Genomic DNA, 24,771 nt, shown 5'->3' with positions numbered 1-24,771 from the left:
GCTCATCCAGGAACCCACGGTACTCATGCGCGTTGGCGGCTTTTTGAGCCACCACGCCAGAGTTTCCGCACGTTCCTCACAGAAGCTGCTTTCAAAGTTTTACGCCTGCAGAACGGGGAGCTGATGAGGGTTGGCGTTGGGCTTTCCCCGCTGGAAAGACCCTTCGCCAACACCGCTCTGAAGGAACGACTGTGCTCGTGACGCTTTGAAAACAGCTTCTAACGGACATTGGCGCCTTAAAAGGCTGGCTGATTCTACGGGAAAAAAAAATTAAAGGTAAGTTGGGCCTGGAAGTTTGAGGGGTGATCAATCTTAGACAAAGGGCTAACATGCCGGCCTGTCCTGTTTTTGCGTGTGCGTTTCCTTATGCCCAACCAGCTCATCAAGACCCCCTGCGTCGGCCTTTGCTCCACTGTCTACGGTGACCTGGTGTGCCGTGGCTGCAAGCGGTTCCACCATGAAGTGATTCACTGGAACGGCTACAACGAGGACGAAAAGCGCGCGGTGTGGATGCGGCTCGAGCAGCTGTTGGTGCAGGTGATGGTGGCCAAGCTGGAGGTTTTCGACCCGGTATTGCTGCGCCAGCAACTGGAGTCGCGCAAGATCCGCTTTGTGCCGCACCAGTCGGAATATTGCTGGGCCTACCAGTTGATCGCCCGGGGCGCACGGGTGATCAACAACCTGGAGGCCTACGGCATGGTGCTGATGCCGGAGTTTCGCGACTGGGATCTGCCGGACCTGCGCGATGCCATTGATCGGGAGTTTTTCCTTCTGTCCGAAGCCCATTACCAGCGTTATATCGCGCCGGGGTTCCTGAAGGATGCGATTGGCGGCTGACAGCTTTTTGTGGCGAGGGGATTTAGCGAAACGTCGCACCGCCTCGCTGTGGGAGCAAAGCTTGCTCGCGATGCAGGCGCCTCGGTTCCAGAGAGACCGCGTCGTTTTTATCGCGGGCAAGCCTTGCTCCCACAGATAAATCCCCTCGCCACAGGTTGACGTGTCAGTCCTTGACCGCCAACTCCACCAGATGGTCCTCGACCTCCTGCGGCTTGAGCACCAGCACATCGCTTTCCAGCGTATCGAGCACAGCCTCGGCGGTGTTGCCGATCAAGACCCCGGACAACCCCGAGCGGGCCACGGTGCCGATCACCGTCACTGCCGCCTGCAGCTTGCGCGCCATGAACGGGATCAGTACGTCCGCCGGACCTTCTTCGATGTGCAGGTGCTGGTCATCGATGTCGAATTCGGCCTGGAACGCCCGGCATTGTTCACGGTACTTGGCCTCGATGGTTTCCTTGAGCTGGAACGTCGGGTCGGCGGACGAGAGCATCGGCGAGGGGTGGGCGCTGATCACATGCAGGTGCGCCTTGGCGAGGAGGGCGATGTCATAGCCATGATCGATGATGGTGGAGTGCAAGTGGCGATGCTCGCCATCGGCATTGCCAACGTCGACGGCGGCCAGGATCACCTTGTCTTTCCAGGAACCTGCGGTTTTCACCAGCAGCACCGGGGTCGGGCAATGGCGTAGCAGCTTCCAGTCTGCCGGGGTCAGCAGGGCTTTTTTCAGCGGGCTGTCGGGGAAGTGCTGCTTGATCACCAGCCCGCATCCTTCCGCCTGCTGCACGTCGATGATGGTTTCGTGGAGGCTTTCGTTCCAGGCCTGCTCGGTGGTGACGCTGTAGCCGTCGGCCAGCAGTGCGGCCTTCAGCACGCTGAGCAGGCCGGCATGGTCATGCTTTTTGTCGCACACCAGCAGATGCAGGTGGGCCTGGGTCACTCCGGCGATCAGTTTGGCGCGCTTGAGCGCCAGGCTTTCCGAATGTTCGGGCTCAATAACCACCAGGATGCTGCGAATGGCTTGCATGATCGGCGTTCTCCTGCAATGAAAAGGCTGGTTTTGCTCAACTATAGTTGTTGTGGGGGAGTCTAGTTGTTGTGGATGAGTCTTCGACTTGATGCATATCAACGGCGGTGGCTGGTGGTCTGGGGGCAGGCCGGTATAATCGGCGCCCTTCGCTCGACTACCTTTTCCCGTGAGCCCCATGAATCTTCCCGAAATTCACGAATTCCTTGGTTGCCGCACCCCCGATGCCTGGGTCCAGGCCGCGCTGGCTGACCAGGAAACGATGCTGATCGACCACAAGAACTGCGAATTCAAGGCGGCCAGCACCGCCCTGAGCCTGATCGCCAAATACCATTCCCACGTCGATCTGATCAATCTGATGTCGCGCCTGGCCCGGGAAGAGCTGGTGCATCACGAGCAGGTCATGCGCTTGATGAAAAAGCGCAAGATCGGCTTGCGCCAGCTCTCCGCCGGGCGTTATGCCTCGGGGTTGCGCAAGGTGGTACGCAGCCACGAACCGGTCAAGCTGGTGGACACCCTGGTGGTCGGCGCCTTCATCGAAGCCCGCAGCTGCGAGCGTTTCGAGGCCTTGGTGCCGCACCTGGACGAGGAACTGGGCAAGTTCTATTTCGGCTTGCTGAAAAGCGAAGCCCGACATTTCCAGGGTTACCTGAAACTGGCTTACCAGTACGGCGACGCCAAGGACATTGCCCAAGTGATCGACAAGGTCCGTGAAGCCGAGCGGGAGTTGATCGAATCGCCGGATGTGGAGTTTCGTTTCCACAGCGGTGTGCCGATGCCGGCCTGAATTGTTAAAAACTCTTAAAAACATGAAACTTCGTTGAAAACCGGCCCATGAGGCCGGTTTTTGCTGTCTGCATTACCCGCCCCGTGGTCGGTTGGCGCCATAATGCGGCCACTTCAATCATGGGTTGGCAGGCGGTTGTTATGGATAACCTGGGTTCGGGCAAAGTGTTGCTGGTGGAGGATGACGAAAGGCTCGCCGGGTTGATCGCGCACTTTCTTTCTCAGCATGGCTTCGAGGTGCGTATAGAGCACCGAGGCGACCTGGCGCTGGCGGCGTTTCTGGCATTCGAGCCGAAAGTGGTGGTGCTCGATTTGATGCTGCCGGGGCAGAGTGGGTTGCAGGTGTGCCGCGGGATCCGCAACGTCGCTGATACCCCGATCGTGATCCTGACGGCCAAGGAAGATGACGTGGACCATATCCTCGGCCTGGAATCCGGTGCCGACGACTACGTGATCAAACCCATCAAGCCTGCGGTACTCCTGGCTCGCCTGCGGGCGCTGCAACGTCGGCAAGTGCCAGACATCAACGTGCGCGGTGCCCATGAGTTCGGACGATTGTCCATCGACCGCAGCAGTCGGGAGGTGCGACTGGCCGGTGACCTGGTCGAGCTGACCACCATGGAGTTCGAGCTGCTGTGGCTGCTGGCAAGCGCGGCAGGCAAGATCCTGTCGCGCGATGACATTCTCAACCGCATGCGTGGCATTGCCTTCGACGGTCTCAATCGTGGCGTCGATGTCTATGTCAGCAAGCTGCGGGCCAAGCTCAACGACAATCCCCGGGAGCCGATGCGGATCAAGACTGTCTGGGGCAAGGGTTACCTGTTCAATCCGTTTGGGTGGGAGCTGTAGATGCTGCGGTTATTCCTGGGACTTTTCCTGGTCATGACGATTGGCTTGGTGCTGGCGTTGCAAACGGTCGATCGCACCTTCGATGCGCTTCTTGACGGTGAGATGCAGCATTACAACCAAGAGGCGGTGCGTGGTCAGGCCTGGTCGTTGGTCGAGCAACTGCGTGGCCTGGACGATTCGGCCCGGGAGCGACAATTGGAAACCGTGCGGCCTCACTACGGCTTGGGCCTGGCCTTGGTCGAGCGCGATCAACTGTCCTTGAGCACCCAGGAGAAAGCCGAGTTGAGCCAGGGGCTGTTGGTGATGCGTGACCAGTACACACAGTTCATCTCGCGCATTGACGACGGTTCGCAGCTACTGAGCATCAAGCTGCCGGCAGAGCCGAGCCTGATGCCGTTCTATATCACCGTGGCCTACATGATGATCGCGATCATGATCGGTTTCGTGCTGTTTTTCTGGGTGCGACCTCACTGGCGCGACCTGGAGAAGCTGCGCCTGGCGGCCGAGCGCTTTGGTGGCAACGATCTGTCGGTGCGTATTCAGTTGTCCAAGCGTTCGAACATTCGCGACCTGGCCGAACATTTCAATTTGATGGCTGCGCGCATCGAGGGCCTGATCGCCAATCAGCGCGAGCTCACCAATGCGGTTTCCCACGAGTTGCGAACGCCCATCGCACGCTTGTCGTTTGAACTGGATCAACTCAAGCAGCAGCCCGATCCTAGCCAGAACCGCGAGTTGATTGACGACATGTACGCCGATCTCGGCGAACTGGAAGAAATGGTTTCCGAGTTGCTGACATATGCCAGCCTGGAGCAGGGCGCCACGGTGATTGTCCGGGAGGACATCCAGGCGCGCGATTGGCTCTACAGCGTGGTGGGCAGTGTGGCGCTGGAGGCGGAAGCCGCCGGGGTGCAGCTGTTGATTGCCGAATGTCCGGTCGGGGTGGTCCGTATCGAGCCACGCTTCATGGCCCGTGCGGTGATCAATTTGCTGCGCAATGCCATTCGCTACGCCGATGAGCGGGTGCAGGTGTCATTGACGCGCGCGGGTGATCATTATGAGGTGCGAGTCAATGACGACGGGCCGGGCGTGCCACTGGACGGGCGGGAGAAGATTTTTGAGCCGTTCTCGCGCCTGGACGCCAGCCGCGACCGTCGTACCGGAGGTTTTGGCCTGGGTCTGGCGCTGGTGCGACGGGTGTCGCAATCTCATCGTGGGCACGTGGAAGTAACGGACTCGCCCTGGGGCGGGGCATCGTTTCGCATGACCTGGGCGCACCTTGATTAGATCGGGCGCATTCGCGAGGGAGCCTTCTCTTCAGAAGGCATAAACCACCTGCCCAACCAACGACGCTTGCATCCGCCGCTCCACAATCGGACTGCGGGCTGCGTCGCCGGCCAGGTACTGCACGGCCAGCACCGTCGATACGCTCCACTGTTCGTCGAGCGGCAATGACCAGGTCAAATCCGCCCCGCGACTCACCAGCCCGCCATGGGTGTCGTGGGCCCGGAACTGACTGCGCGAAGCCTGGGCGGCGCTGACGCCATACCAGGTACGGACATAGTCGCCGTCGCCGAATTGACTGTTGAGGCTGCCCATGAGCTTGCCATGGCTACCCTCGTAAAATGGCATGCTGAGGCTCAACTTCAGCCGGTTCCAGGCGGAGCCGGTATCACGGTTGTCGTCATCTTCTTCCAGAGCATGTTCGAAGCTGGCCTCAAGGACGATCGGCCCCATTTGATAGGTCCCATCCAACCCCAGCACCGGCCGGGACTTGATCGAGCCCATGCCGTTGAGTTCATCCGAGCCTTTGAACCCGTGCTTGCGATCCTTGCGCACATCGCTGGCACCGATGTACACGCGCAAACCGAAGTCCTCTTCGTCAAACGCCCAGCCCACGCCCTTGTCGGTATCGAGAAAAACGCCATAGGGGCTGACGATCTTCGCACCCAACGCGGGTGCTACGGTCCTTTCGTCACTGCCGCTGTAACGTGGCACGCTGGCTGCGCCGGCCCGTAAGCTGTAACGCCAATCGTCGGCCTGCGATGAGTCGCAGAGCAGAAGCAGGCCGCATGAAGTCAACGACAGACACAGCGAACGGAACATGGGAGCACCCGGATGGAAGTTGGATGCGCCCATGCTAGGCAGTTGCCGGCGGGCAATCTTTGACAGTTTTGTCGGGAAATTGTCAAAGAGTGTGAAGCAACCTAACGACTCAAATCCAGGCGTTCATGCCACTGGGCAATCGACTCTTGGGGATAGACCTCGAACTGCTGGTCGCCCGGATGCGCCTCGACTTCCACCCACGGCGCCTTGGAACCCAGCATCAGGTGGGTGTGCTCCGGCGGCACCGGTAGCGGTGTGTCGATGGCCGAGGCGAAGGGGTGAATCAGCTCCGGCCATTCAGGACTGAACAGCCATAACCCCGAACCGCACAAGGAACAGAAATGCCGTTCGGCGCTGCTGCGGTGGGCGCGTAGATCGCCTTCGTCCTTGAGTCGTGCGTGGTAGATCGAGATGTGCTTGCGACCGCGCACCTTCAGGCTCTGGGCATCGCCCCCCAGGTTGATCGCAAAACCGCCGCCGCCCTGGGTCTTGCGGCAGATTGAGCAGTAGCAGCGCTGATAGGGGTAGGGGTGAGCACTGTCGAGGGTGAACGACACCGCGCCGCAGTGGCAGGATCCTTCTAGCTGCATGGGGAACCTCCAGTGGGATTGGAAATGACTCAGTACAGCCTAGACAGTCTGTGTCTTGACAGTTGAATTGAGGGTGACCATGCGACCGCCTTCGCGAGCAAGCCCGCTCCCACAGGGGATTTCCTGTGTAGATACAATTTGTGGACACTGAAGATCAACTGTGGGAGCGAGCTTGCTCGCGATGAACGAGGACACGGTCTAGCGACCGGGCACCCGCCACAAATACCACGCCGCCACCGTCCGATAAGGGCTCCAGGCCAGGCCGATCTCAACCATCCGCTTGCGGCTGGGCTGTTGCTCCAACCCCTTGAGCCGTCGATAACCTTCGCGTACGCCAAAGTCATCGGCTGGCAGGATGTCTGGTCGCTCCAGGCTGTAGATCAGCAGCATCTCCACGGTCCAACGCCCGACACCACGCAAGCTGACCAGGCGCTCGATCAACGCTTCATCCTCCATCGCCCGCGCTGTGGCGTAATCCGGCACGATGGCGTCCAGCGCCGCCTGGGCGATGCCCTGGATCGTCGCGATCTTGCTCGCGGAAAACCCACAGCCGCGCAACTGCGCAACGTCTGTCGCCAGGATCTGCCCGGGATTGGGGAATGCCTGCGCCGGGAACAACGCCAGCAGCCGGCCGAGGATGGCATCGCCTGCCTTGGCGTGCAGTTGCTGGTAGGCAATCGCCCGCACCAGGGCTTCATAGGGATCGCGGGCCGGCTTGGGTTGCAGCAGGCAAGGGCCGATCGCCTCGACGTGACGTCGCCAGTCTTCGTCGAGGCTTGCCAGCCAGGCGCTGGCCTCATGGTAGGGCACAGACATCGGATATTTGTTCTCCGGGGCGCTCAAAACGCCAGGGGCAGTGAAACCTGCACCGCGGCTTTCTCCAGCCGTAGCAGAAACGCCTTGCGCGGCTGTCCGCCACCATAGCCGGTCAACGAGCCATCCGCACCGATCACCCGGTGGCAGGGAATGACGATGGCCAAGCGATTCTGCCCGTTGGCCAGGCCCACGGCGCGGCTGGCGCCAGGGCTGCCCAGCGCCGTGGCGATGCCGCCGTAGCTGCGGGTTTCGCTGTAGGGGATCTTTTGCAGTTCAGCCCAGACCCGTACGGCGAAGGCGCTGCCGGGCATGTGCAGCGGGACGTTGAATGCCGTGAGCTTGCCGGCGAAATAATCGGCCAGTTCGGTTTCGATCTGTTGCAAATGAGCGTTGTGCCCCGGCGCAACCGTGTAGCCGTAGCGTTGCTGCAGCTCTTCCAGTTCCTTGGTCAGGGCCGGGCGGTCGAGGAACTCCAGCAGCACCAGGCCTCGTCGTTCGGCCATGGCCAGCATGGGGCCCAGCGGTGTGGTCAGGCGGGTGAACAACAAAGGTTCGCTGAGGGCTGCGCGGCCCGGCGTGATGTGGAAGGATTTCACGAAGGCATCACGAAAACCGCTCAATGACTCATAGCCGGAGTCGAACGCGGCATTGTCGATGGAGCTGCCGTCCTTGATGCCGCCCAGGGCAATGCCCAGGCGGCGGGTGCGCAGGTAGGCGTGAAAGGTCATGCCGAAATGTTGCTTGAACCAGCGGCGCAGTTTCAGCGGCTCGATACCTTGTTCCAGCAGCAGGGCATCGGTCCAGCGCAGGTCGGGTTCGGCGTCCACGGCCTTGAGCAGGGCCTGGATCCAGTCTGGCGCGATGGCGGCGGCGTCCAGGGGCTTGCAGCGCAGGCAGGCCCGGTAGCCGGCCGACATGGCTTCGTCGGCATGGGCGAAGAACTCGACGTTCTCCGGTTTCGGCTTGCGCGCGGTGCAACTGGGGCGACAGAAAATACCGGTGGTCTTGACCGCAGTGAAGAACACCCCCTCGTAGGCGGTGTCTCGTTCGAGCATGGCGCGGACCATCTCGGCATGGGGCGGGAGCAGCGAGTCGTGTAGGTTCATGGGCCTGAGCATAGAACCGTGCCCGGAACGACTCCACCGAAAAATCGACAGTGAATTCCGTTCACTTGGTCGGACGGTCACGAACAAAAATTGAACCTGCGAGTCTTAAAGGTTCAACCGTTGTTTTTGTCTTTCGGAGACATCATGTCCAAACATAAGAAATCCCTCATCGCCGTTGCTGTCTGTGCCTTGGCGTTCGGTGCCTCGGCCTTGCTGCCTGCTGAGTTGTCGCCTATCGGTTCGAGCTATGCCGCAGGCGGCAATGGGGGTGGTGGCGGCCACGGTGGAGGCAACGGTGGTGGCAATGGCGGTGGCCACGGTGGTGGCCACGGTGGTGGCATCGGTGGCGGCACCGGTGGTGGCCAGGACCATGACAAGTCTGGTGATTCCAGCGGCCTTGGCAAAGGATTGGTCAGCGACCACACCGGTACCCGCACCCGCGATCATGGCCTGAGCGGCAAGCACACTGGTACCACTCGCACCGACCGCACCAGCAAGGCTTCGCTGACCTCGAGCATCGCCAACGACCGTGATACCCGTGGCCTGACCAAGGCATCGGCGATTTCCACCGCTACACCAGGTACCCACAACACCAAGGGCCTGACCAACGCGACCACCTCTTCGATCAAGAACGACCGCTGATCGCTTGAAAAAAAGCCGCGACGCCTGTGCATGGCGTCGCGGTTTTTTTGTTTGTCTGTTTTGCCTGACCCGACGTGTTCAATACTTCCAGAACACCGGCGTGAACAACACCAGCACTGTCAGGATCTCCAGCCGACCCAGCAGCATACCAATGGTCAGCAGCCACTTCGCCGCATCCGGCAAGGTCGAGAAGTTGCCGGCTGGCCCGATGATCGTGCCCAGCCCCGGGCCCACGTTGCACACGGCGGTGGCCGCGCCGGTCAGGGCGGTGGTCCAGTCCAGGCCGATCAGCGCCAACCCCAGGGCGATAGCGCCAATGGTGATGGTGAAGAAAAACGAAAAGGTCAGCAGCGAACGGACGATCTCTTCGTCGATGGGGTGATTGTTGTATTTTTTCTGGATCACCGCCCGGGGATGGATCAGTTGTTTCAGGCTGCCCATCAGTAACTCGCCGGCTACCTGGAAGCGGAAGATCTTCAGTCCGCCGGCCGTCGATCCCGAGCAACCGCCAACGAACGTCAAATAGAAGAACAGCAGCAAGGCAAAGCTGCCCCATAGGGTGTAGTCGCCCAGCGCCACGCCCGTGGTGGTGACCACCGACGTCACGTTGACGGCCACGATGCGGACCGCGTCCCACCAGCTGTAGTCGCTGTTCAGGCTCAGCCAGGTCCCCACGATGAGCCAGGTGATGACCAGGAATCCGACGAATCCCCTGACTTGCTGGTCCTTGAGCAGCGCGCGTTTGTGGCCGCGCAAGGTGGCGACGTACAAGGTGAACGGCAGCGCGCCTGCCATCATGACGACCACCGACACCCAGTGAATGGCCGGTTGGGGCCAATGCCCCAGGGAAGCATCCGACGTGGAGAAGCCGCCCGTGGAAATCAACGACATCGCGTGGTTGATCGCTTCGAAGGGCGTCATGCCGGCCAGCCACAAGGCCAGGGTGGCGAGGCCCGTCAAGCCGACATAGATCCACAGGATGTAGTTCGCCGCGACATGGGAGCGCGGTGTGACTTTCTCCGACCAGTCCGACGACTCGGTCTGGAACAGCCGCATGCCGCCAACCCGTAGCAGTGGCAGGATCGCCACGGCCATGCCGATAAAGCCGATCCCGCCGAGCCAGTGCAGCATCGAGCGCCAGATCAACAGGCCGGGGGAGGCCGTGTCCAGACCGGTGAGGATGGTCGAGCCGGTGGTGGTGATGCCGGACATGGTTTCGAAAAAGGCATCGGTGTAGCTGATGTGCTGGATGAACACCATGGGCAGGGCGGCGAAGCTGCAGACGATGACCCAACTGGCGGTGGTCAGCAGATACATGTCCCGCGGGCGCATCTGGGTGTGTGCTGGCCGACCGCGCGCCACCAGCGCGACGCCGCAGACGAAGGTGATCAGGCTCGACCACAAAAACGCCGAGAGGTCATCGTTGCGCTCGTACATCACCAGCGTCAAAAGCGGGATTGCCATGCTGGCAGCCAGGGTGATCAGGAAAATACCGAGGATGAAGCCAATAAACCGCACAACCGCAATGGACATAGAACACGCCTGAATGAATGAGCCGCACAGTATTGTTTTTGTGGTGGGCTGATGGGTAGCCCCTTGGGCAGTTTTGTTCAATACCGCCCGCGATTGGCAATTTACCTTGATCGCCACCTCACAGATATGAAGAAGGTATGCGATGAGTTTGATTCTTTCCATGGCGGCGTTTGCCCTGGTCGCCTCCATTACACCCGGCCCGGTCAATATCGTCGCCCTCAGCTCCGGGGCGCGGTACGGGTTTCGTGCGACGTTGCGCCATGTGGGCGGTGCAACCCTGGGGTTTGTCTTGCTGCTGGTGCTGATGGGGCTGGGGTTGCATGAAGTGTTGCAACGCTGGCCTGGCCTCACACGGGTGGTGCAACTGGGCGGCGTGGCGTTTCTGTTATTCATGGCCTGGAAACTGGCGATGGATAACGGGCATCTGGGCGGCGAGGACGATGGGCGAGCGCCTTCGATGTTCTATGGCGCGCTGATGCAATGGCTGAACCCCAAGGCGTGGCTGGCCTGCGTGGCGGGAATGGGGGCGTTCGTGGCCGATGGCGAGGCGCGGCTGGTGTGGCAGTTTACGGCGATCTACCTGGTGATCTGCTACGTCTCGGTGGGCTGCTGGGCCTACGCCGGGAGTTTCCTGCGCACCTGGCTGGGTAATCCGGCGACCATGCGCCTGTTCAATCGGACGATGGCGGGGTTGTTGGTGGCCAGTGCGGTGTATCTGTTGTTGCCTTGAGCCAACCCGCCACAAAAGGTGGTGCGGTATCAGCCGCGATACTGGCCGGGCGTAGCCGCCAGGTGTTGCTTGAAGGCACGCTGGAAATGCGCCTGGTCGGCAAACCCGCTGTCCAGCGCCACGTCGGCGATCAGCTTGCCTTCGCGCAATTGGCGCCGGGCAAACTGGATCCGGCGGTTGACCAGGAAGGCGTGGGGCGTCATCCCGTAATGGCGCTTGAAGGCTCGGCTCAGGTAGGACGGCGACAGTTGCGCGGCGGTGCAGATGTCTTCCAGCTTCAAGGCTTCGCTGCAATGGTCGTGGATAAACTGCGCCGCACGCATCAGGCCCGGATGGCTGCCCCGGTCCGGGCGACCGGCAGGGTTGAGCCGTTGTTGCAGGTCGATGAAAAATGCCTCGGTGGCGGCGTGCTTGTGGTGCGTGTCGAGCTGCTCATCCACCAATTGCTCATACAACCTTCCCAATGCGGCAAACAGCTCCACATCGCGGCTGTGCGTGGTGGCGAAGCCCTGGAAATCCAGGCTTTCGTCAAAGCCGATACGGCGCTGCAAGTCTCTGAGCCACTGGGTGTCGACGTACAACATCACGTAGGACCACGGTTGATCGTCGATCGGGTTGCACGCGTGGACGTCGCCCGGGTTCATCAGCACCACCGTGCCGCTTTCCACCTGGAAATTCGAGCGTTCGTGAATGTAGGTGCTGCGCCCGGCGGTGATCGCGCCGATGGAAAAGTGGTCATGGGAATGGCGCGAATAGCAGACCTTGCGTCCATCACCGATGGCCCGGGCTTCGATGAAGGGCAGGGCCGCGTCGCGCCAGAAGCGTGGGGCGTCGTCATGGGGGGCGTGCTTCATCGGTCAGCGTCCTCGTCTTGAACCTGAGTGGCAGTGTATTAGTCCTGACCGGTAAATGCCCGTCGGATTTAGCCCGTTCGGTTTGAAGGGCTGGGGTCCTGGACTAGACTTCATGAAGTCCTGCCAATGGAGTTTCCGATGCTTGCGCCACGCAAACCGGACGACGAAGCCGCTCGCCTCAAGAATCTGCACTCGCTCGAGCTGCTTGATACCGCACCCGAAGAGCGGTTTGACCGCCTGACCCGCCTTGCCCGACGCCTGTTTGACGTGCCCATCGCGCTGGTGTCGCTGGTGGACGCCAACCGGCAGTGGTTCAAGTCCAGCGCCGGCCTGGACGCCAGCGAAACCCCGCGGGAGATTTCCTTCTGTGGGCATGCGATTTTGCAGGATCAGATCCTGGAGATCTGCGACGCGGAACAGGACGAACGCTTCCACGACAACCCACTGGTCATGGACAAGCCTGGCATTCGCTTCTATGCGGGGCATCCGCTGGGGATGGAGGACGGCAGCAAGCTCGGCACGTTGTGCCTGCTCGACACCAAGCCGCGCAAGCTCAATGACGAAGAGCGCGAACTGCTGCGCGACTTGGCCCGCATGGCCGAACAGGAAATGGTCGCGGTGCAGATGGCGAGCATGGACGAGCTGACGTTGTTATCCAATCGGCGTGGCTTCAGGACGTTGGCCCAGCATGCGTTGAATGTGTGTGATCGCTTGTCTCGACCGGCGACGCTGCTGTTCTTCGATCTCAACGACTTCAAGCCGATCAACGACCGTTATGGGCACGCCGAGGGCGACAACGCGCTGAAAACCTTCGCCGATGTGCTGCGTATCGCCTTTCGCGAAAGTGATGTGATCGGCCGCCTGGGCGGTGACGAATTCGTGGCGTTGCTCACCGGTTCTTCCCATGTCGAGATAGCGGCAATCATGACGCGGCTCCAGGAAATCCTCGATGAGCGCAATGCGATGTTGCAGCGTGGCTATGACATTCGTTTCAGTGTCGGCCAGATCGAGTACGACCCCCAGCGTCATCAGTCGATCGACATGCTACTGGCTGACGCGGATGCAGCGATGTACGCACAGAAACAGGCGCTACGCAGCTAGCACAGGCTGATCCCTGTGGGAGCGAGCTTGCTCGCGAAGGCGTCGGCACAGTCAATATCAATGCCAGCAGACCCACCGCCATCGCGAGCAAGCTCGCTCCCACAGGGGGGGTTGCAGTGGGCATAAAAAAACGCCGCATGGCCTTTCCAGGACAAGCGGCGTTTTTGCTGCAACGTGAAGATTACTCTTCGATGTTACCCATGGCGGTGGTGTTGAAGCCGCCGTCCACGTACATGATTTCACCGCTGATGCCCGATGCCAGGTCCGAGCACAGGAAGGCGCCGGCGTTGCCGACTTCTTCGATGGTAACGTTGCGACGCAGCGGGGTTTGCGCTTCGTTGGCGGCCAGCATCTTGCGGAAGTTCTTGATGCCGGAAGCGGCGAGGGTGCGGATCGGACCTGCCGATACGCAGTTGACGCGAGTGCCGTCCGGGCCCAGGGAGCCGGCCAGGTAACGGACGCCGGCTTCCAGGGAAGCCTTGGCCATGCCCATGACGTTGTAGTTCGGCATGGTGCGCTCGGCGCCCAGGTACGACAGGGTCAGCAGGCTGCCGTTGCGGCCTTTCATCATTTCGCGACCGGCCTTGGCCAGGGCCACGAAGCTGTAGGCGCTGATGTCGTGGGCAATGCGGAAACCTTCGCGGGTGGTGGCTTCGGTGAAGTCGCCGTCCAGTTGGTCGCCCGGGGCGAAGCCCACGGAGTGCACGATGCAGTCCAGGCCGTCCCACTTCTTGCTCAGTTCTTCGAAGACCTTGGCGATTTCTTCATCGCTGGCCACGTCGCACGGGAAGCACAGCTCAGGGCTCGAACCCCAGCCCTGTGCGAACTCTTCGACACGACCCTTGAGTTTGTCGTTCTGATAAGTGAAGGCAAGCTCAGCGCCCTCGCGATGCATGGCGGCGGCGATGCCGGATGCGATGGACAGCTTGCTGGCGACACCGACGATCAGTACGCGCTTACCGGCGAGAAAACCCATGTGTTGCTCCTCTTTCAGGTTATTCGGCAGTTGTTGGGGCCAGGAAGGCGGCCTCCAGCAACTGCTGTGTATAGGGGTGCTGCGGCGCGGCGAATATGCTGCGGGCATCACCTTGTTCGACCACTTGGCCATGCTTGACCACCATCAACTGGTGGCTCAGCGCTTTGACGACAGCCAGGTCATGGCTGATAAACAGGTACGTCAGGTTGTACTTGGTTTGCAACGACCGCAACAGCTCCACCACTTGGCGTTGCACGGTACGGTCCAGGGCCGACGTCGGTTCATCCAGCAGAATCAACGCCGGCTTGAGCACCAGGGCCCGGGCAATGGCGATACGCTGCCGTTGCCCTCCGGAAAATTCATGGGGGTAGCGGTTCCGGGTTTCCGGGTCCAGGCCTACCTCCTTCAATGCCGCTATTATCGCTTGTTCCTGTTCGGCTTCGGTGCCGATCTTGTGGATCCGCAGGCCTTCGCCGACGATCTGGCTCACACACATCCGTGGGCTCAGGCTGCCAAACGGGTCCTGAAACACCACTTGCATCTCCCGGCGTAGCGGCCGGACTTGTTGCTGCGTCAGGCTATCCAGCTGCTTGCCTTCGAAACGGATCCCGCCCTGGCTGCCGATCAACCGCAGGATTGCCAGCCCCAGGGTGGATTTGCCGGAACCGCTTTCGCCGACGATGCCCAGGGTCTGGCCCTGGGGCAGGCTGAAGCGGATACCGTCCACGGCCTTGATGTAGTCTACCGTGCGCTTGAACAGGCCTTTCTTGATCGGGAACCAGACTTTCAGGTCCTCGACCTGCAACAGCGGCGGGCCGACGACGTTGCTCGCCGGGGTGCCGCTGGGTTCAGCGCCCAGCAGTTCCCGAGTGTACGGATGCTGCGGTGCCCGGAACAACTCTTCGCACGATGCCTGTTCGACGATGCAACCGCGCTGCATGACACATACGCGATGCGCAATTCTTCGCACCAGGTTCAAATCGTGGCTGATCAGCAGCAGCGACATGCCCAATCGCGCCTGCAATTCCTTGAGCAATTGGAGGATTTTCAACTGGACGGTGACGTCCAGCGCGGTGGTCGGCTCGTCGGCAATCAGCAGTTCCGGCTCGTTGGCCAGGGCCATGGCGATCATCACCCGCTGGCGCTGGCCGCCGGACAGCTCGTGGGGCAGGGCCTTGAGGCGCTTGTGGGGTTCGGGAATGCCAACCAGCTCCAGCAACTCAAGGGTCCGGCGGGTCGCGACCTTGCCGCTCAGGCCCTTGTGGATGCCGAGCACTTCATTGATCTGTTTTTCAATGGAGTGCAGCGGGTTGAGGGATGTCATCGGCTCCTGGAAAATCATCGCGATCCGGTTGCCGCGGATATGACGGATGGTTTTTTCCTTCAAGCCCAGCAAATTCTGGCCGGCGTACTGGATGGTCCCGGTGGGGTGATGGGCCAGCGGGTAGGGCAGCAACCGCAGGATCGAATGGGCGGTAACCGATTTGCCCGAGCCGCTTTCACCCACCAGGGCCAGGGTTTCGCCGCGCTTGATATCGAAGCTGACCCCCTCGACCACGCGCTGGCGGCGTTCGCCGACAATGAACTCCACCGCCAGGTCGCGTACTTCGATCAGATTGTCCTGGTTCATTTCACTTCCTCGGATCGAAGGCATCGCGAGCGGACTCGCCGATGAACACCAACAGGCTCAACATCAGGGCCAGCACGGCGAACGCGCTGATGCCCAGCCATGGCGCCTGGAGGTTGGATTTGCCCTGGGCCACCAGCTCGCCGAGGGACGGCGCGCCTGGCGGCAGGCCGAAGCCGAGGAAATCCAGGGCGGTGAGGGTGCCGATGGCGCCGGTGAGGATGAACGGCATGAACGTCATGGTCGAGACCATGGCGTTGGGCAGGATGTGGCGGAACATGATCGCGCCGTTCTGCATGCCCAGCGCCCGGGCAGCACGCACGTATTCCAGGTTGCGCCCGCGCAGGAACTCGGCACGGACCACATCCACCAGGCTCATCCAGGAAAACAGCAGCATGATGCCCAGCAGCCACCAGAAGTTGGGCTGGACGAAACTGGCCAGGATGATCAGCAGGTACAGCACCGGCAACCCGGACCAGATTTCAAGGAATCGTTGGCCGGCCAGGTCCACCCAACCGCCATAGAAGCCCTGCAGGGCGCCGGCGATCACGCCGATGATCGAGCTGAGCACGGTCAGCGTCAGGGCAAACAGGACCGAGATGCGGAAGCCATAGATGACCCGGGCCAGGACATCGCGACCCTGGTCGTCAGTGCCCAGCCAGTTCACGGAAGAGGGCGGCGCCGGGGCCGGGACCTTCAGGTCGTAGTTGATGCTCTGGTAGCTGAACGGAATCGGTGCCCACAGCACCCAGGCGTCCTTGGCCGCCAGCAGTTCGCGGATATAGGGGCTCTTGTAGTTGGCTTCCAGCGGGAATTCGCCGCCGAACGTGGTTTCCGGGTAGCGCTTGAGGGCCGGGAAGTACCAGCCATTGTCGTAATGCACCACCAGCGGCTTGTCGTTGGCGATCAACTCGGCGCCCAGGCTCAGCCCGAACAGGATCAGGAACAGCCACAGCGACCACCAGCCACGCTTGTTGGCCTTGAACAGTTCGAAGCGGCGGCGATTGAGAGGGGACAGGTTCATCTCAATGCTCCCGGCTTTCGAAGTCGATGCGTGGATCGACAAAGGTGTAGGTCAGATCGCCGATCAGTTTCACCACCAGCCCCAGCAAGGTGAAGATGAACAGGGTGCCAAACACCACCGGGTAGTCGCGGTTGATGGCCGCTTCGAAACTCATCAGGCCCAGGCCATCGAGGGAGAAGATCACTTCCACCAGCAGGGAGCCGGTAAAGAAAATCCCGATGAATGCCGAAGGGAAGCCGGCGATCACCAGCAGCATGGCATTGCGGAATACATGGCCGTAGAGCACTCGATGGCGGGTCAGGCCCTTGGCCTTGGCGGTGACCACGTATTGCTTGTTGATTTCGTCGAGGAAGCTGTTCTTGGTCAGCAGGGTCATGGTGGCGAAGTTACCGATCACCAGGGCGGTGACGGGCAAGGCCAGGTGCCAGAAGTAATCGAGGATCTTGCCACTCATGCTCAATTCGTCGAAATTGTTGGAGGTCAGCCCGCGCAACGGGAACCAGTCGAAATAGCTGCCGCCGGCAAACACCACGATCAGCAGGATGGCGAACAGGAATGACGGGATCGCGTAGCCGACGATGATGGCCGAGCTGGTCCAGACATCGAAATGGCTGCCGTGCCGCGTGGCCTTGGCGATCCCCAGCGGGATCGACACCAGGTACATGATCAGCGTGCTCCACAACCCCAGGGAGATGGACACCGGCATCTTTTCCTTGATCAGGTCGATGACCTTGGCGTCGCGGAAGAAACTGTCGCCGAAGTCCAGGTGGGCGTAGTTCTTGATCATGATCCACAGGCGTTCGGGTGCCGACTTGTCGAAGCCGTACATGCGCTCGATTTCCTTGACCAGCCCCGGGTCCAGGCCCTGGGCGCCGCGGTAGGAGGAGCCTGCCACCGACACTTCGGCACCGCCGCCGGCAATGCGGCTGGTGGCGCCCTCGAAGCCCTCGAGCTTGGCGATCATCTGTTCCACCGGCCCGCCGGGCGCGGCCTGGATGATGACGAAGTTGATCAGCAGAATGCCGAACAGGGTCGGGATGATCAGCAGCAGTCGCCGAAAAATATAAGCCAGCATTTCGTTACTCCACGCTCGCAGGGGCGGCGATTTGCTGCTCGATGACCTGCTTCTCTACTTCATCGGCCGGCTTGACCTCCGGCTTGACCCACCAGGTGGTGGTGCCGATGTCATAGGTGGGCGTGATTTTCGGATGGCCGATGTGGTTCCAGTAGGCCACGCGCCAGGTCTTGATGTGCCAGTTCGGGATCACGTAGTAGCCCCATTGCAAGACCCGGTCCAGCGCACGGGCGTGGGCCACCAGGCTCTTGCGCGAATCGGCGTTGATCAGTTGTTCCACCAACTGGTCCACGGCCGGATCTTTCAGGCCCATGGTGTTGCGGCTGCCGGGCTTGTCGGCGGCGGCGGACATCCAGAACTCGCGTTGTTCGTTACCCGGCGAACTGGATTGCGGGAAGCTGCCTACCACCAGGTCGAAGTCCCGGGAGCGCACGCGGTTGATGTACTGGGACACGTCCACGCGGCGGATCACCAGGTCGATGCCCAGGTCGCTCAGGTTGCGCTTGAACGGCAGCAGCACCCGTTCGAACTCGGTCTGGGCCAGCAGGAACTCCAGCACCACCGGTTTGCCCTGGGCATCGACCATCTTGTCGTCGACGATGCGCCAGCCGGCCTCTTGCAGCAATTGGTAGGCCTTGCGCTGCTGGTCGCGGATCATGCCGCTGCCGTCGCACATCGATGGCTGGAAGGCGTCAGTGAAGACCTGTTCGGGAATCTTGCCGCGCAGGGGCTCGAGGATCTTCAACTCGTCTTCGCCGGGCAGGCCGGTGGCAGCCATTTCCGAATTCTCGAAATAGCTGCGGGTGCGGGCGTAGGCGCCGTTGAACAGTTGCTTGTTGGTCCACTCGAAGTCCAGCAGCAGGCTCAAGGCCTTGCGCACCCGTATGTCCTGGAAGATCGGCCGGCGCAGGTTGTAGACAAAGCCTTGCATGCCGGTGGGGTTGCCGTTGGGGATCTGTTCCTTGATCAACCGGCCTTCGGTCACGGCCGGGATGTTGTAGGCATTGGCCCAGTTCTTGGCGGTCATCTCCAGCCAGAAATCGAACTGCCCGGCTTTCAAGGCCTCGACCGCGACGGTGTTGTCGCGGTAGTAATCGGTAGCCAGTACGTCGAAATTATAGAAACCGCGATTGACCGGCAGGTCCTTGCCCCAGTAGTCCTTCACCCGCTCATAGCGGATCGAGCGTCCGGCCTTCACTTCGGCGACCTTGTAGGGACCGCTGCCCAGGGGGATTTCCAGGTTGCCCTTGCTGAAGTCGCGCTCGGCCCACCAGTGCTTCGGCAATACCGGCAGTTGGCCGAGGATCAACGGCAGTTCACGATTGTTGGTGTGCTTGAACTTGAACAAGACCTTGAGCGGGTCTTCGGCGATGACGTCGGCGACGTCGCTGTAATAGCCGCGAAACATCGGCGCGCCGTCCTTGGTCAGGGTCTGGAAGCTGAAGACCACGTCCTCGGCGCGCACCGGATGACCATCGTTGAAACGGGCTTCGGGGCGCAGGTAGAAACGCACCCAGCCATTGTCCGGGGCTTTCTCGATTTTTTCGGCGATCAGGCCATATTCGGTGAACGGTTCGTCCAGGCCCTGCTTGGCCAGGGTGTCGTAGATCAGGCCGATGTCGTCGGCCGGTACACCTTTGCTGATGAACGGGTTGAGGCTGTCGAAGCCGCCAAAACCGCCCTGGCGGAAGATCCCGCCTTTGGGCGCGTCCGGGTTGACGTAGTCGAAGTGCTTGAAGTTCGCCGGGTACTTCGGCGGCTCGTTGTACAAGGTCACGGCATGCTGCGGCGCGGCACAGGCCAGCCCGGCGAATAACAGGCTGCTGGCCTGCAGGAGCAGGGCGCGTAAAGGCTTCATTGATCTTTCTCCGAAGATTTCAGCCACCATGCGCTCAGGCCCAGGGTGTAGGGCGGCGTGGTGACGAAGGCGAACCGGTTGCGGTACGCCAGGCGATGATAATTGAGATACCAGTTGGGAATGCAGTAATGCTGCCACAGCAGCACGCGATCCAGGGCCTTGCCGGCGGCGACCTGTTCGTCACGGGTCTGGGCGGCGAGCAGCTTTTCCAGCAGATGATCGACCACAGGGTTGGCGATCCCGGCGTAGTTCTTGCTGCCCTTGACCCCGACCTGGCTGGAGTGGAAGTACTGCCATTGCTCGAGGCCCGGGCTGAGGGTCTGGTTCAAGGTCAGCAGGATCATGTCGAAGTCGAATTGGTCCAGGCGCTGCTTGTACTGGGCGCGGTCCACCGTGCGTAGTCGGGCCTGGATGCCGATGCTGGCGAGGTTCTCGACGTAGGGTTGCAGGATGCGCTCCAGGTTCGGGTTCACCAGCAGGATTTCGAAGCTCAGGGGCTGGCTGTCGGCGTTCAGCAGGCGTTGGCCGTTGAGGCTCCAACCGGCTTCCTTCAATAACCCCAGGGCTTTGCGCAGGGTTTCCCGGGGGATGCCGCGACCGTCGGTCTTGGGCAAGCTGAAGGGTTCGGTGAGCAGTTTGGGCGGCAATTGTTCCCGGTATGGCTTGAGCAGCAGCCATTCATGGCCCACCGGCAGGCCGGTGGCGGAGAACTCGCTGTTGGGGTAATAACTGAGGGTGCGCTTGTAGGCGCCGCTGAACAGGGTGCGGTTGGTCCACTCGAAATCGAACATCAGCCCCAGGGCTTCACGCACCTTGACCTCGGCAAACGTGCCGCGTCGGGTGTTCATGAACAGGCCCTGGGTCTGGGTCGGGATCTGGTGGGGAATCTGCGCCTTGATCACGTCGCCGCGCTTGATCGCCGGAAAGTCATAGCCGTTGGCCCAGTTCTTGGCCTGGTGTTCGATGTAGATGTCGAACTCACCGGCCTTGAAGGCTTCGAAGGCAACTTCGCTGTCACGATAGAACTCCACGTCCATGCGGTCGTAGTTGTACTTGCCACGATTGACCGGCAGGTCCTTGCCCCAGTAATCCTTGACCCGTTCGAACACCAGTTGGCGGCCTGGTTGCACTTTGGTGATGCGATACGGCCCGCTGCCCAGGGGCGGTTCGAAGGTCGTTGCCTTGAAATCGCGGCCTTTCCAGTAATGCTGGGGCAACACCGGCAGTTCACCCAGGCGCAGGATCAGCAGCGGATTGCCCGCGCGCTTGAAGACAAAGCGGATTCTCAGTGGATTGAGAATGTCGACACGCAGCACTTCCTGCAGGTTGGTGCGGTATTGCGGGTGACCGTCCTTGAGCAGCGTCCTGTAGGAGAACGCCACGTCATAGGCGGTGATGGGCACGCCATCGTGAAACCGCGCTTCGGGGCGCAGGTTGAACACCACCCAACTGCGGTCTTCGCTGTATTCCACCGACTGGGCGATCAGGCCGTAGCTCGACGTCGGTTCATCACCGGACGGCGCGTACTGGCCGGTGCCGACCATCAGTGGTTCGTTCAGCTCATTGATGCCGTATTGCAGGAAATTGGGTGTGGAAACCGGGCTGCTGCCCTTGAACGTGTAGGGGTTGAGCGTATCGAAGGTGCCGAATGCCATGACTCGCAAGACACCGCCCTTGGGCGCTTGCGGGTTGACCCAGTCGAAGTGGGTGAATCTGGCCGGGTACTTGAGCGTGCCGAACTGCGCATAGCCATGGCTTTCGCTGATGGTTGCGCTGGCGGGAGAGCTCAAGGCCAGGCTGATCAGGAGCAAGAGGAGGGGACGTATCAAGTCTGAGATCCGATCCAGGCGGCTTGGGCTTTTATGGCCTGTACAGTAACAGCTTGTATCGGCAGGAAAAAGGCGGGGTTTAGAGGGGATGCCAGTCAGCTAAGCGGATACCTGTGGGAGCAAGGCTTGCCCGCGATGAACGATATCGCGGTTCAACTGTTAAACCGCGGTGTGGCCATCGCGGGCAAGCCTTGCTCCCACAGGCCTTGCCCCACAGATGAGTCCCCTCACCACACAACGCTCCCCGGTCACCTCAGTGCGGGGAGTAGACCGTCAGCATCTGCCCAGGCTTGAGGGCCTTGCCCATCCGTGGGTTCCAGCGCTTGAGGTGCTGCATTTCCACGTTGAAACGCTTGGCGACGACGTACAGCGAATCACCTTGCTTGACCTTGTATTGGGTCTGCTTCTTCTGGTCCTTGCTATTGGCGGCCACCACGGTGCTGATGCGCTTGCTGGTGGCCTTGCTGGCCTTGGCGTCCTGCATCACCAGGGTCTGGCCGACCTTGAGCTTGTTGCCGCTGAGTTTGTTCCAGCGTTGCAGGTCTTTGGTCTGGACGTTGTTGGCCTTGGCGATCTGGGCGAGGTTTTCGCCGCGCTTGACTCGGTAGGTACGCCGGGCGCCTTCCACGTCGCTGTCGTCGGCTGTCTCGAACACCGGCTTGAGCGAGCGCTGGCTGATCAGCTCTTCGGGGCGCATGGTCGACAGGCTGGCGGTCAGCAACTGGGCCTTGGACGTGGGCACCAGCAGGTGCTGGGGGCCGTCGATGGTGGTGCGCTGCTTGAAGGCCGGGTTGAGCTGGAACAGCTCGTCTTCGTCGATGTTGGCCACCGCCGCGACCTTGGACAGGTCCATGCGCTGGTTGATCTCGACGACCTGGAAATAGGGTTCGTTGGCGATCGGGTTGAGGTTCACGCCATAGGCATCGGGCGAGAGCACCACCTGGGACAGCGCCAGCAACTTCGGCACATAAGCCTGGGTTTCGCTGGGCAGCGGCAGGTTCCAGTAGTCGGTGGGCAGGCCAAGCTTCTCGTTGCGCTCGATGGCGCGGCTGACCGTACCCTCGCCGGCGTTGTAGGCGGCCAGCGCCAGCAACCAGTCGCCGTTGAACATGTCGTGCAGGCGCGTCAGGTAGTCCAGGGCGGCCGTGGTGGAGGCGGTGATATCGCGACGCCCGTCATAGAAGCGGGTCTGGCGCAGGTTGAAGTAACGCCCCGTGGACGGGATGAATTGCCACAGGCCCACTGCGTTGGCCCGGGAATAGGCCATGGGGTTGTAGGCACTCTCGATCACCGGCAGCAACGCCAGCTCCAGCGGCATGTTGCGCTCTTCGAGGCGTTCGACGATGTAATGGATGTACAGGCTGCCACGCTCACCGGCGTTTTCCATGAAGGAAGGGTTGCTGGCGAACCACAGGCGCTGTTGCTCGATACGTGGATTGACGCCGGCCGTTTCCTGCAGCTGGAAACCCTGGCGCATGCGCTCCCAGACGTCCTGGGGTACTTGAGGGCTGGGTTTCTCACTGAGCCATACCGGCTTCTGTTTGGCGCGAGCGGCGATATTCGGCGTGTGCGCCGCGTCGGTCTGCGGCAGTTGGCTCGTGCTCTGGCAGCCCGCCAATGTGGCGGACACGGCCACCGCAATGGCTTGAGCCAAGCGGGTCAATGTGTCTGACTGGACGGACCTGCATATAGATGACGACATTGGCTGGAAGTAAGTTCCGGGCAAAAATGTCGGCCGATTCTAGGAAGCGCACCCCAACAGGTCAACCTTTCAGAATTTTTGTATCAATCGATAGCTGCCTTAGAACGTATCTTTCCAAGCCCTCAAGGCCGCAAAAACCTCACTCGGCGTCTGGTTTCGCTGGCCGTTCCGTTCGTCTGCTTTTTGTTTAACAGATGTTTCAGTCGTGCGCAGGAACGGGTTGGTGAGTTTTTCCAGGGCCAGGGTCGAGGGTAGCGTCATGATGCCTTCGCTGCGTTGCCGGCTGACTTTTTCCAGGCGGGCGGCGACGTCCGGGTTGCCGGGCTCCACGGCGGCGGCGAACTTCAGGTTGCTGAGGGTATATTCATGGGTGCAGTAGACCAGCGTATCTTCAGGCAGGGCGGCGAGGCGACTGAGCGAATGGTGCATTTGCGCAGGCGTGCCTTCGAAGAGCCGGCCGCAACCGGCGGCGAACAGGGTGTCGCCACAGAACAGCAGGCCGTGATGGTAGTAGGCGATGTGCCCCAGGGTATGGCCAGGCACGGCATAGACATCGAAGTCCCAGCCGAGCACGCTGACCGTGTCGTTGTCATGCAGGGCCTTGTCCCGCGCCGGGATGTTTTCGCTGGCCGGACCGTAAACGGTGGCGTTCGTCGCATTCTTCAGCGCCTGGACGCCGCCGACATGATCATGGTGATGATGGGTGATCAGGATGTCGCTCAGGACCCAGCCCGGATGGGTCTCGAGCCAGGCCTGCACCGGCGCGGCGTCACCCGGGTCGACCACGGCGCAGCGCTGGGTGGCGTGGTCCTGTAACAACCAGATGTAGTTATCGGTGAATGCGGGCAGGGCACTGATCTGTATCATCGTGGAATTCGCCAAGCGGAAAACAAAGGCGCATCTTAGAACTTCCTGACGCGTTGGAGAATGCAATGACCGATGAAGCGTTCGCTCAGGCTGATCCTGACTGGCTGGCGTTGATCAGCGCCGCCCGTGAATGGCTGTCCGGCCCTGTCGGGCAATTTTTGCTGGAAGAAGAACGGCACATGCTCGAAGACGAGTTGGGCCGGTTCTTCGGCGGCTACCTGGTGCACTACGGGCCTTCGGCGCAAACGCCGCCGTCGGCACCGCAAGTCCAGCGCAACGTGCGCCTGGGAGCGCCGTTGCCCGGGGTGGAAATCGTCTGCGAAGAGCAGGCCTGGCCGTTGAGCGAGCATGCCGCCGACGTGGTGGTCATGCAGCACGGCCTGGATTTCTGCCTGTCGCCCCACGGTCTGTTGCGTGAAGCCGCCAGCAGCGTGCGCCCTGGCGGGCACCTGTTGATCATCGGCATCAATCCCTGGAGCGCTTGGGGCTTGCGTCATGTGTTTGCCCACGACGCCCTGCGCCAGGCCCGCTGCATCTCGGCGTCGAGGGTCGGCGACTGGCTGAACCTGCTGGGTTTTGCGCTGGAGAAACGCCGCTTCGGGTGCTATCGTCCGCCGCTTGCGTCGCCCAAGTGGCAGGCGCGCCTGGCCGGCTGGGAGCGCAAGGCCGGTGACTGGCAGCTGTCCGGCGGCGGTTTCTACCTGTTGGTGGCACGCAAGATCGCGGTCGGGCTGCGCCCGGTGCGCCAGGCGCGACGCGAGCCGATGGGCAAGCTGATTCCCTTGCCAATGGCCAAGGTCAATCGTCGCCACATCGAGCCGTAACCTTTTTCGATG

The 24,771-nt window shown here is 61.2% G+C and carries 23 protein-coding genes; 8 read left to right on the top strand and 15 right to left on the bottom strand.

Annotation, left to right across the window (positions count from 1 at the left end; all coding sequences use genetic code 11):
* Positions 1–366 precede the first annotated feature (366 nt).
* Positions 367–837, top strand: coding sequence for a DUF1289 domain-containing protein (locus KI235_RS17895; RefSeq protein WP_003202781.1), 471 nt, complete (start codon positions 367–369; stop codon positions 835–837).
* A 163-nt stretch (positions 838–1,000) separates the two neighbouring features.
* On the opposite strand, the gene KI235_RS17890 is transcribed toward KI235_RS17895, so the two are convergent.
* Positions 1,001–1,864: a universal stress protein gene (locus KI235_RS17890; RefSeq protein WP_003202779.1), complete on the bottom strand. Its 864-nt coding sequence runs from the start codon at positions 1,862–1,864 to the stop codon at positions 1,001–1,003.
* A gap of 178 nt (positions 1,865–2,042) precedes the next feature.
* On the opposite strand from KI235_RS17890, the gene miaE reads away from it, so the two are divergent.
* The 3 genes from miaE to KI235_RS17875 all read left to right on the top strand — a co-directional run bounded on the left by miaE (position 2,043) and on the right by KI235_RS17875 (position 4,786).
* Positions 2,043–2,651 carry a tRNA isopentenyl-2-thiomethyl-A-37 hydroxylase MiaE gene (gene miaE / locus KI235_RS17885; protein ID WP_003202777.1) on the top strand — a complete coding sequence of 203 codons (609 nt, stop codon included), beginning with the start codon at positions 2,043–2,045 and terminating at the stop codon, positions 2,649–2,651.
* A gap of 140 nt (positions 2,652–2,791) precedes the next feature.
* Entirely contained in the window at positions 2,792–3,499 is a 708-nt protein-coding gene (locus KI235_RS17880) for a winged helix-turn-helix domain-containing protein (protein WP_003202775.1), read from the top strand.
* Positions 3,500–4,786 (top strand): ATP-binding protein, encoded by a 1,287-nt coding sequence (locus tag KI235_RS17875; protein WP_013693574.1) that lies wholly within the window; start codon positions 3,500–3,502, stop codon positions 4,784–4,786.
* Between the two features lie 30 nt (positions 4,787–4,816).
* Here the strand turns inward: KI235_RS17875 and KI235_RS17870 are convergent, their stop codons facing one another.
* The 4 genes from KI235_RS17870 to KI235_RS17855 all read right to left on the bottom strand — a co-directional run bounded on the left by KI235_RS17870 (position 4,817) and on the right by KI235_RS17855 (position 8,117).
* Positions 4,817–5,605 carry a MipA/OmpV family protein gene (locus KI235_RS17870; protein ID WP_027911841.1) on the bottom strand — a complete coding sequence of 263 codons (789 nt, stop codon included), beginning with the start codon at positions 5,603–5,605 and terminating at the stop codon, positions 4,817–4,819.
* 101 nt (positions 5,606–5,706) lie between these two features.
* Complete coding sequence (locus tag KI235_RS17865; RefSeq protein WP_003202768.1) at positions 5,707–6,195, bottom strand: GFA family protein; 489 nt, start codon at positions 6,193–6,195, stop codon at positions 5,707–5,709.
* Between the two features lie 198 nt (positions 6,196–6,393).
* Positions 6,394–7,011 carry a DNA-3-methyladenine glycosylase gene (locus tag KI235_RS17860; protein WP_212795203.1) on the bottom strand — a complete coding sequence of 206 codons (618 nt, stop codon included), beginning with the start codon at positions 7,009–7,011 and terminating at the stop codon, positions 6,394–6,396.
* Positions 7,012–7,034: 23 nt separating this feature from the next.
* Positions 7,035–8,117: a trifunctional transcriptional activator/DNA repair protein Ada/methylated-DNA--[protein]-cysteine S-methyltransferase gene (locus KI235_RS17855; protein ID WP_212795202.1), complete on the bottom strand. Its 1,083-nt coding sequence runs from the start codon at positions 8,115–8,117 to the stop codon at positions 7,035–7,037.
* 144 nt (positions 8,118–8,261) lie between these two features.
* Between KI235_RS17855 and KI235_RS17850 the strand changes: the two genes are divergently transcribed.
* Positions 8,262–8,759: a hypothetical protein gene (locus KI235_RS17850; RefSeq protein ID WP_212795201.1), complete on the top strand. Its 498-nt coding sequence runs from the start codon at positions 8,262–8,264 to the stop codon at positions 8,757–8,759.
* 78 nt (positions 8,760–8,837) lie between these two features.
* Here the strand turns inward: KI235_RS17850 and KI235_RS17845 are convergent, their stop codons facing one another.
* Complete coding sequence (locus KI235_RS17845; protein ID WP_003202759.1) at positions 8,838–10,292, bottom strand: TrkH family potassium uptake protein; 1,455 nt, start codon at positions 10,290–10,292, stop codon at positions 8,838–8,840.
* 142 nt (positions 10,293–10,434) lie between these two features.
* Between KI235_RS17845 and KI235_RS17840 the strand changes: the two genes are divergently transcribed.
* On the top strand, positions 10,435–11,022 hold the full coding sequence (locus KI235_RS17840) for a LysE family translocator (RefSeq protein ID WP_212795200.1): 588 nt from the start codon (positions 10,435–10,437) through the stop codon (positions 11,020–11,022).
* Between the two features lie 29 nt (positions 11,023–11,051).
* Here KI235_RS17840 and KI235_RS17835 read toward each other — a convergent pair whose 3' ends face one another.
* A complete protein-coding gene (locus tag KI235_RS17835; RefSeq protein ID WP_003202755.1) occupies positions 11,052–11,876 on the bottom strand; it encodes an AraC family transcriptional regulator in 825 nt (274 codons plus the stop codon).
* Positions 11,877–12,014: 138 nt separating this feature from the next.
* On the opposite strand from KI235_RS17835, the gene KI235_RS17830 reads away from it, so the two are divergent.
* Entirely contained in the window at positions 12,015–12,977 is a 963-nt protein-coding gene (locus tag KI235_RS17830) for a sensor domain-containing diguanylate cyclase (protein ID WP_212795199.1), read from the top strand.
* 181 nt (positions 12,978–13,158) lie between these two features.
* Here KI235_RS17830 and fabI read toward each other — a convergent pair whose 3' ends face one another.
* The 8 genes from fabI to gloB all read right to left on the bottom strand — a co-directional run bounded on the left by fabI (position 13,159) and on the right by gloB (position 23,935).
* On the bottom strand, positions 13,159–13,953 hold the full coding sequence (gene fabI, locus KI235_RS17825) for an enoyl-ACP reductase FabI (RefSeq protein ID WP_003202751.1): 795 nt from the start codon (positions 13,951–13,953) through the stop codon (positions 13,159–13,161).
* A gap of 19 nt (positions 13,954–13,972) precedes the next feature.
* A complete protein-coding gene (locus KI235_RS17820) occupies positions 13,973–15,583 on the bottom strand; it encodes an ABC transporter ATP-binding protein (protein ID WP_003202738.1) in 1,611 nt (536 codons plus the stop codon).
* Position 15,584: 1 nt separating this feature from the next.
* On the bottom strand, positions 15,585–16,604 hold the full coding sequence (locus tag KI235_RS17815) for an ABC transporter permease (protein ID WP_003202737.1): 1,020 nt from the start codon (positions 16,602–16,604) through the stop codon (positions 15,585–15,587).
* A 1-nt stretch (position 16,605) separates the two neighbouring features.
* Positions 16,606–17,679 carry a microcin C ABC transporter permease YejB gene (locus tag KI235_RS17810; RefSeq protein WP_003202736.1) on the bottom strand — a complete coding sequence of 358 codons (1,074 nt, stop codon included), beginning with the start codon at positions 17,677–17,679 and terminating at the stop codon, positions 16,606–16,608.
* A gap of 4 nt (positions 17,680–17,683) precedes the next feature.
* On the bottom strand, positions 17,684–19,537 hold the full coding sequence (locus tag KI235_RS17805; protein ID WP_003202735.1) for an extracellular solute-binding protein: 1,854 nt from the start codon (positions 19,535–19,537) through the stop codon (positions 17,684–17,686).
* Entirely contained in the window at positions 19,534–21,363 is a 1,830-nt protein-coding gene (locus KI235_RS17800) for an extracellular solute-binding protein (RefSeq protein WP_161796650.1), read from the bottom strand. The genes KI235_RS17805 and KI235_RS17800 overlap by 4 nt, the downstream gene beginning before the upstream one ends.
* A gap of 256 nt (positions 21,364–21,619) precedes the next feature.
* On the bottom strand, positions 21,620–23,068 hold the full coding sequence (locus tag KI235_RS17795) for a transglycosylase SLT domain-containing protein (RefSeq protein ID WP_212795198.1): 1,449 nt from the start codon (positions 23,066–23,068) through the stop codon (positions 21,620–21,622).
* 99 nt (positions 23,069–23,167) lie between these two features.
* Complete coding sequence (gene gloB / locus KI235_RS17790) at positions 23,168–23,935, bottom strand: hydroxyacylglutathione hydrolase (RefSeq protein ID WP_003202730.1); 768 nt, start codon at positions 23,933–23,935, stop codon at positions 23,168–23,170.
* Positions 23,936–24,000: 65 nt separating this feature from the next.
* On the opposite strand from gloB, the gene KI235_RS17785 reads away from it, so the two are divergent.
* Positions 24,001–24,759 (top strand): methyltransferase domain-containing protein, encoded by a 759-nt coding sequence (locus KI235_RS17785; RefSeq protein WP_003202728.1) that lies wholly within the window; start codon positions 24,001–24,003, stop codon positions 24,757–24,759.
* The last annotated feature ends 12 nt before the right edge of the window (positions 24,760–24,771 follow it).

This window comes from Pseudomonas sp. St386 (assembly GCF_018325865.1).
GTDB lineage: Bacteria > Pseudomonadota > Gammaproteobacteria > Pseudomonadales > Pseudomonadaceae > Aquipseudomonas > Aquipseudomonas brassicacearum.
The sequence above is the reverse complement of the archived record's forward strand: the minus strand, read 5'-3'. Positions and strand labels throughout refer to the sequence as shown.

Excerpts from the sequence above, each read along its gene's own strand:
- KI235_RS17845 (WP_003202759.1), bottom strand. The coding sequence starts at position 10,292 with ATGTCCATTGCGGTTGTGCGGTTTATTGGCTTCATCCTCGGTATTTTC.
- KI235_RS17785 (WP_003202728.1), top strand. The coding sequence starts at position 24,001 with ATGACCGATGAAGCGTTCGCTCAGGCTGATCCTGACTGGCTGGCGTTG.
- miaE (WP_003202777.1), top strand. The coding sequence starts at position 2,043 with ATGAATCTTCCCGAAATTCACGAATTCCTTGGTTGCCGCACCCCCGAT.
- KI235_RS17865 (WP_003202768.1), bottom strand. The coding sequence starts at position 6,195 with ATGCAGCTAGAAGGATCCTGCCACTGCGGCGCGGTGTCGTTCACCCTC.
- KI235_RS17795 (WP_212795198.1), bottom strand. The coding sequence starts at position 23,068 with ATGTCGTCATCTATATGCAGGTCCGTCCAGTCAGACACATTGACCCGC.
- KI235_RS17860 (WP_212795203.1), bottom strand. The coding sequence starts at position 7,011 with ATGTCTGTGCCCTACCATGAGGCCAGCGCCTGGCTGGCAAGCCTCGAC.
- gloB (WP_003202730.1), bottom strand. The coding sequence starts at position 23,935 with ATGATACAGATCAGTGCCCTGCCCGCATTCACCGATAACTACATCTGG.
- KI235_RS17805 (WP_003202735.1), bottom strand. The coding sequence starts at position 19,537 with ATGAAGCCTTTACGCGCCCTGCTCCTGCAGGCCAGCAGCCTGTTATTC.
- KI235_RS17840 (WP_212795200.1), top strand. The coding sequence starts at position 10,435 with ATGAGTTTGATTCTTTCCATGGCGGCGTTTGCCCTGGTCGCCTCCATT.
- KI235_RS17835 (WP_003202755.1), bottom strand. The coding sequence starts at position 11,876 with ATGAAGCACGCCCCCCATGACGACGCCCCACGCTTCTGGCGCGACGCG.
- KI235_RS17880 (WP_003202775.1), top strand. The coding sequence starts at position 2,792 with ATGGATAACCTGGGTTCGGGCAAAGTGTTGCTGGTGGAGGATGACGAA.
- KI235_RS17830 (WP_212795199.1), top strand. The coding sequence starts at position 12,015 with ATGCTTGCGCCACGCAAACCGGACGACGAAGCCGCTCGCCTCAAGAAT.
- KI235_RS17820 (WP_003202738.1), bottom strand. The coding sequence starts at position 15,583 with ATGAACCAGGACAATCTGATCGAAGTACGCGACCTGGCGGTGGAGTTC.
- KI235_RS17855 (WP_212795202.1), bottom strand. The coding sequence starts at position 8,117 with ATGAACCTACACGACTCGCTGCTCCCGCCCCATGCCGAGATGGTCCGC.
- KI235_RS17815 (WP_003202737.1), bottom strand. The coding sequence starts at position 16,604 with ATGAACCTGTCCCCTCTCAATCGCCGCCGCTTCGAACTGTTCAAGGCC.
- KI235_RS17870 (WP_027911841.1), bottom strand. The coding sequence starts at position 5,605 with ATGTTCCGTTCGCTGTGTCTGTCGTTGACTTCATGCGGCCTGCTTCTG.
- fabI (WP_003202751.1), bottom strand. The coding sequence starts at position 13,953 with ATGGGTTTTCTCGCCGGTAAGCGCGTACTGATCGTCGGTGTCGCCAGC.
- KI235_RS17875 (WP_013693574.1), top strand. The coding sequence starts at position 3,500 with ATGCTGCGGTTATTCCTGGGACTTTTCCTGGTCATGACGATTGGCTTG.
- KI235_RS17890 (WP_003202779.1), bottom strand. The coding sequence starts at position 1,864 with ATGCAAGCCATTCGCAGCATCCTGGTGGTTATTGAGCCCGAACATTCG.
- KI235_RS17810 (WP_003202736.1), bottom strand. The coding sequence starts at position 17,679 with ATGCTGGCTTATATTTTTCGGCGACTGCTGCTGATCATCCCGACCCTG.
- KI235_RS17850 (WP_212795201.1), top strand. The coding sequence starts at position 8,262 with ATGTCCAAACATAAGAAATCCCTCATCGCCGTTGCTGTCTGTGCCTTG.
- KI235_RS17895 (WP_003202781.1), top strand. The coding sequence starts at position 367 with ATGCCCAACCAGCTCATCAAGACCCCCTGCGTCGGCCTTTGCTCCACT.